Source organism: Anaeromusa sp., from assembly GCF_028691475.1.
Taxonomy (GTDB): domain Bacteria; phylum Bacillota; class Negativicutes; order Anaeromusales; family Anaeromusaceae; genus Anaeromusa.
Genome location: NZ_JAQUZF010000007.1, coordinates 45,810 through 50,208, shown reverse-complemented (window position 1 = coordinate 50,208; position 4,399 = coordinate 45,810). Strand labels below are relative to the sequence as shown.

The following is a 4,399-nucleotide window of genomic DNA, read 5'->3' as shown; positions in this document are numbered from 1 at the left end:
TTTTTTTGCAGGATTTGCGATTTGGAGCGCGAATTGCTCAAGTGTAGTAGATCCCGAAATGTTCTGAGAGAAGAAGAGGAGGAAGGAACATGATCAAACGGGCAGAGGAATTGCAGCGCGAGGTGCGCAAAGAAATGCTGGGTGGTCAAGGGGATGTGACACTGGTGCATTTGCTGCAGGGCGAAGAGTTTCAAGGCAAAGGGCGCTTGTTTTCACACAACATCATTAATCCAGGCTGTTCGGTGGGCTTTCATCAACATAACGGTGATGTGGAAGCCTACTATGTGCTCAAGGGCCAAGGCGTTTTTGACGACAATGGCGCCAAAAGCACAGTGCTGGCTGGGGATTTATTGTTTACCAAGGACGGAGAAGCGCACAGCCTGGTCAATGAAGGGCCGGAGACGCTGGAAGTGATTGCTCTTGTATTATATTCATAGGAGGCTGGGGGATTGAAGCAGTTATTGATCTATTGTCATCCCCAGTCGGGCAGCTTTTGCCGAGCTATCGCTGATACAGCGGTGCAGGCCATCCATGCCCGGGGGGATGAAGTGATGATGCGAGATTTGTACGCGATGCATTTTGTTCCTGCTCTAAGCGGCAGAGATTTATTGTCTTTTGCCGAGGCGCAGACGCCTCCGGATATTATTGAGGAGCAGCGTCATATCGCCTGGGCGGATCGGCTTATTTTTGTATATCCTCTCTGGTGGTCTGCCATGCCGGCGGTGCTGAAGGGGTATATCGACCGGGTTTTTGCGGAAGGTTTTGCGTTTTCCGCCGCTGAAACTGGCTTGCAAGGGTTGCTTGCAGGGAAAGAAGTACTGGCTTTTACAACCATGGGTATGCCGGAGGCGCTCTGCGAGGAGAGCGGCGTAGCCAAGTCCGTGCGTTTGGCCGTGGATGAAGGAATCTTTTCGCTGTGCGGCATGAAGGTATTAGAACATCGTCTTTTTGGCTCGGTAACGGCCGTAGATGACGCCGCCCGCCAGAAAATGTTGGAAGAAGTAAGTCAGAAGGTGCGGACTCTATAAATGAAGGAAGCGGCGAGGCTGAGTCTGTCTTCGGCCATGCACCCTTGGCGGAATTTGGCGCTGGAAGAGTATTTGCTGCGTCAAGTGAAGCCGGACCAAGTGCGGCTTTTTTTGTGGCGAAATGAACAGACCGTTGTGATCAGGAGTAGAGGGAGGGCTCGGCGGAGCTGGATTGAACAAGAGAATCAGAGGGCTCGAATGAGGGAGTATATTTGAAATTTTATTTGGAGTAAGACTGTCTGCAGAGCGCATGAAAGCCGCCTTTAAATAGGCGGCTTTCATGCATTATTCCCAATCTGCAATTTTAATTTCTACGCATTTAACAATGTCCCGTTTCTTTTCGAAACCCTCCCGTGACTCCCGCGACTCCTGTTCGAGCCTAGTGCTTTCTCAAATTTAGCCTCCGATAAGAGGCCGGACTTCGTCAAGACGGAAAATGACCAGATGCAGGTCTTCACCGATTTCTTTCTCTCCATAGTCCCGGCGGCGCAAGGCGAAGAGACGCTCGCTGTTGGTTTCATCGCCAGTCTTGGTCAAGTACAGCCGTTTTCCTTGGTGCCCATGCTGTAAGAATAGATAGCAGGCATGCGGATTTTCTTGAATGTTGGCCCAGGTGCGCCGGTCCCGCATGATAAAGGCAAGTTGTCCGTCCGGGAGAAAATGCGGCGTAGCGTATACGGCGCTGGAGACTTGGCCTTTGGCATTGGCGGTGGAGAGGGTGCCGGTTCCTTTGTTAGCGGCAAAAAATTCTTTCAGTTCTTCTAATTGTTTCATAGTAACTCCGCAGACAAAGCTAGGTGCTTTTATCTGACGGAACTCACCTCCTTGATTTTTCTTGTTAATAAATATTCTCCACTAATATAAAAAATCCTTCTTGACGATTGCTTTTTTTTTACTCTTCTTCTAAGATGAGAGTAGAGTTTTTGAAAACGGAGCGTGTAGGTTGCAATGAATGTGCCGGTATCGTTATTTTTGGTCTTTTTTACGCTTCTTTACGGCTTGATGTGCTTTTATGTATATCGCCGGGTAGCGTTTGGTTTGCGGCGGCGAACGCAGATCGTTTTGCGAATTGTGGCGTTTGGGTTGTTTTTGGTTCCTTTTTTGCGGTTGTTGCGCCCAGGTTGGGGCGAAAATCTGGAGATCATTGGCGGTTGGTGGCTGGGATGGCTGACTTATTTTGTACTATCCCTGCTGCTGTTAGAGGCGGGGTGCTTATTTTTAAAGCGTCCCTGGCGGAGACCGTTGACTGTCGCTGCAGCCCTGCTGGCGCTGGCTATTTTCGCGTATGGCTGGAATCAAGCCCGACATCCGGTGGCTCAGCCCTATGAGGTGACCATCGCCAAGGAATTTCCCGGACGAGAGAGCCTGACGATTGCCATGGTGTCGGATGTGCATATTGGCGCGTTGATTGATCGGGAACGTGTAGAGGAATTGGTGCGGCGCCTTAATGCGCAGCAGGCGGATATCATTGTTTTTGTAGGCGATACCATTGATCAGGATGCGGACTATCTGCCGAGGCATGGCATACCCCAAGTTTTGCGGGGGCTGAAAGCGCCGCTAGGGGTGTATGCGATCATGGGAAATCATGAGTATATCAGCCGTAAGCCGGAAAAAGCTCTTAAATATTTGGAGGCCGGCGGTTTGACGGTGCTTAGAGATCGCTGGCAATTGGTAGGAAATGGCTTGGTTTTGGTGGGTCGCGATGACTTCGGGCGCAGCCGCTATCAGCCGGGCGAAAGCGATCCGTTGGAAGACATTTTGGCCGGGGTGGATTTGACTCGGCCGGTTGTGGTGATGGATCACCAGCCGCGGCGTATTGACGAGGCGGCAGTGGCCGGTGCGGATGTGCTGTTATCCGGGCATACCCACCAGGGGCAGATGTGGCCGATTTCCTTGATTACGCATGCGATGTATGAGCTTGACTGGGGAATGCTGCAGCGCGGCAATATGACGATGATTGTTTCGAGCGGCTACGGCGGCTGGGGGCCTCCTTTGCGCGTAGGCACCCAAAGCGAGATTGTGCTGTTGAAGCTGCATTTTGCAGGTAATACGACGGAGCGAGGTCGAAACACAGAGTGACAGAGGAAAAGTGAGAAGAAAAGAACGGAACGCAGAGTAACAGAGTAACAGAGGAAATGCCAGAGAGAAGAATTTGAACAGGAGAATCGGAGTCGCGGGAGGGTACGCAGGGAACGGAACTCAGAGTAGCAGAGAAAGGCCAGAGAAATAAGTGGTGGGGCTGGCTTTGGCGTCATTGCGAGCGCAGCGCGGCAATCTCTCCGGTGTTATATAACTGAACACAGAAAAGTAAGGAGGCAAAGATATGGCTAAAATCGTAGTAACAGGTAAGTTATTTCCTGAGGTATTGGCGCGGCTGGAGGCGGAGGGGACCGTTGTCTCTTGGCAGCAGGAAGGGCGCATGCCGCAAGAGCGGCTGCTGGAGGAAATAGCAGATGCTGAGGGTTTGCTTTGCACGGGCGTAGCGGTAAATGAGGCTCTTTTGGCTGCAGCTCCGCAGTTGAAAGTAGTTGCGAATACGATGGTGGGCTATGATAATATTGATGTCCCGGCTTGTACGGCTAAAGGGGTTGCGGTGAGCAACACCCCTGGCGTTTTGGTAGAGGCGACAGCGGATATGGCGTTTGGACTCTTACTCTCGTCGGCGCGGCGTATCCATGAAGGCTGGGCGTACGCCAAAGCCGGCCGGTGGACGAAATCCCTGGGCCAGTGCGGCGGTGATTTGGGTCTGGGTTGTGATTTATACGGCAAGACGTTGGGGATTGTCGGCATGGGAGATATCGGCAGCGCCGCGGCGCGCCGGGCGTTAGCCAGCGGCATGCGCATTATCTACCATAACCGTCGCCCCCGGGCGGATGAAGCGAAGTTTGAAGCATCCTACCGCTCTTTTGACGCGTTGCTGGCGGAAGCGGATTTTGTATTGGTTCTTTCGCCCTTGACGGCGCAAACGCGCGGCATGTTCAATGCGGAGGCCTTCGGTAAAATGAAAAAAGGCGCCTATTTCATCAATGCCGCCCGCGGCCCCATTGTGGTGACTGCGGACCTGGTGGCGGCTCTCAAGAGCGGGCAGCTGGCGTATGCCGCGATGGATGTAACCGATCCGGAGCCGCTGCCTGTAGACCATGAACTCTACCAAATGGACAATGTCTTGATTACGCCCCATATCGCCAGCGCCGGACGGCAGACGCGGGAAGCCATGATGAACCTGGCCGTGGATAATTTGCTGGCGGCGTTGCACGGACAGCCTATGCCGACCTGCCTTAATCCCGAAGTGTTTAAATAGAAGTCGTGGTTGTATGTGAACTGAAAAGCAGAAGGAGCCTGGTTAACGCCAAGCGCCTTCTGCTTTTTTA

5 protein-coding genes are annotated in these 4,399 nt (G+C 52.6%); 4 read left to right on the top strand and 1 reads right to left on the bottom strand.

All coding sequences use genetic code 11. The annotated features are described in order from the left end of the window. Window positions 1–89 precede the first annotated feature (89 nt). A complete protein-coding gene (locus PHF27_RS02320; RefSeq protein WP_300065510.1) occupies window positions 90–437 on the top strand; it encodes a cupin domain-containing protein in 348 nt (115 codons plus the stop codon). A gap of 12 nt (window positions 438–449) precedes the next feature. Beyond that, window positions 450–1,028, top strand: a complete 579-nt coding sequence (locus PHF27_RS02315) for an NAD(P)H-dependent oxidoreductase (RefSeq protein ID WP_300065509.1) — start codon at window positions 450–452, stop codon at window positions 1,026–1,028. Window positions 1,029–1,424: 396 nt separating this feature from the next. On the opposite strand, the gene PHF27_RS02310 is transcribed toward PHF27_RS02315, so the two are convergent. Continuing rightward, window positions 1,425–1,802, bottom strand: coding sequence for a pyridoxamine 5'-phosphate oxidase family protein (locus tag PHF27_RS02310; protein WP_300065507.1), 378 nt, complete (start codon window positions 1,800–1,802; stop codon window positions 1,425–1,427). Between the two features lie 174 nt (window positions 1,803–1,976). Here PHF27_RS02310 and PHF27_RS02305 point away from each other — a divergent pair, with 174 nt between their 5' ends. Then, the gene (locus PHF27_RS02305) at window positions 1,977–3,107 is read left to right on the top strand and encodes a metallophosphoesterase (RefSeq protein WP_300065505.1); all 1,131 of its coding nucleotides are present in this window, start codon (window positions 1,977–1,979) and stop codon (window positions 3,105–3,107) included. Window positions 3,108–3,351: 244 nt separating this feature from the next. Then, on the top strand, window positions 3,352–4,329 hold the full coding sequence (locus PHF27_RS02300) for a D-glycerate dehydrogenase (RefSeq protein ID WP_300065503.1): 978 nt from the start codon (window positions 3,352–3,354) through the stop codon (window positions 4,327–4,329). Window positions 4,330–4,399: the final 70 nt, after the last annotated feature.

What these genes read in the sequence shown, in the direction of transcription:
- PHF27_RS02310 (WP_300065507.1), bottom strand. Translation starts at nt 1,802, where the DNA reads ATGAAACAATTAGAAGAACTGAAAGAATTTTTTGCCGCTAACAAAGGA.
- PHF27_RS02305 (WP_300065505.1), top strand. Translation starts at nt 1,977, where the DNA reads ATGAATGTGCCGGTATCGTTATTTTTGGTCTTTTTTACGCTTCTTTAC.
- PHF27_RS02300 (WP_300065503.1), top strand. Translation starts at nt 3,352, where the DNA reads ATGGCTAAAATCGTAGTAACAGGTAAGTTATTTCCTGAGGTATTGGCG.
- PHF27_RS02320 (WP_300065510.1), top strand. Translation starts at nt 90, where the DNA reads ATGATCAAACGGGCAGAGGAATTGCAGCGCGAGGTGCGCAAAGAAATG.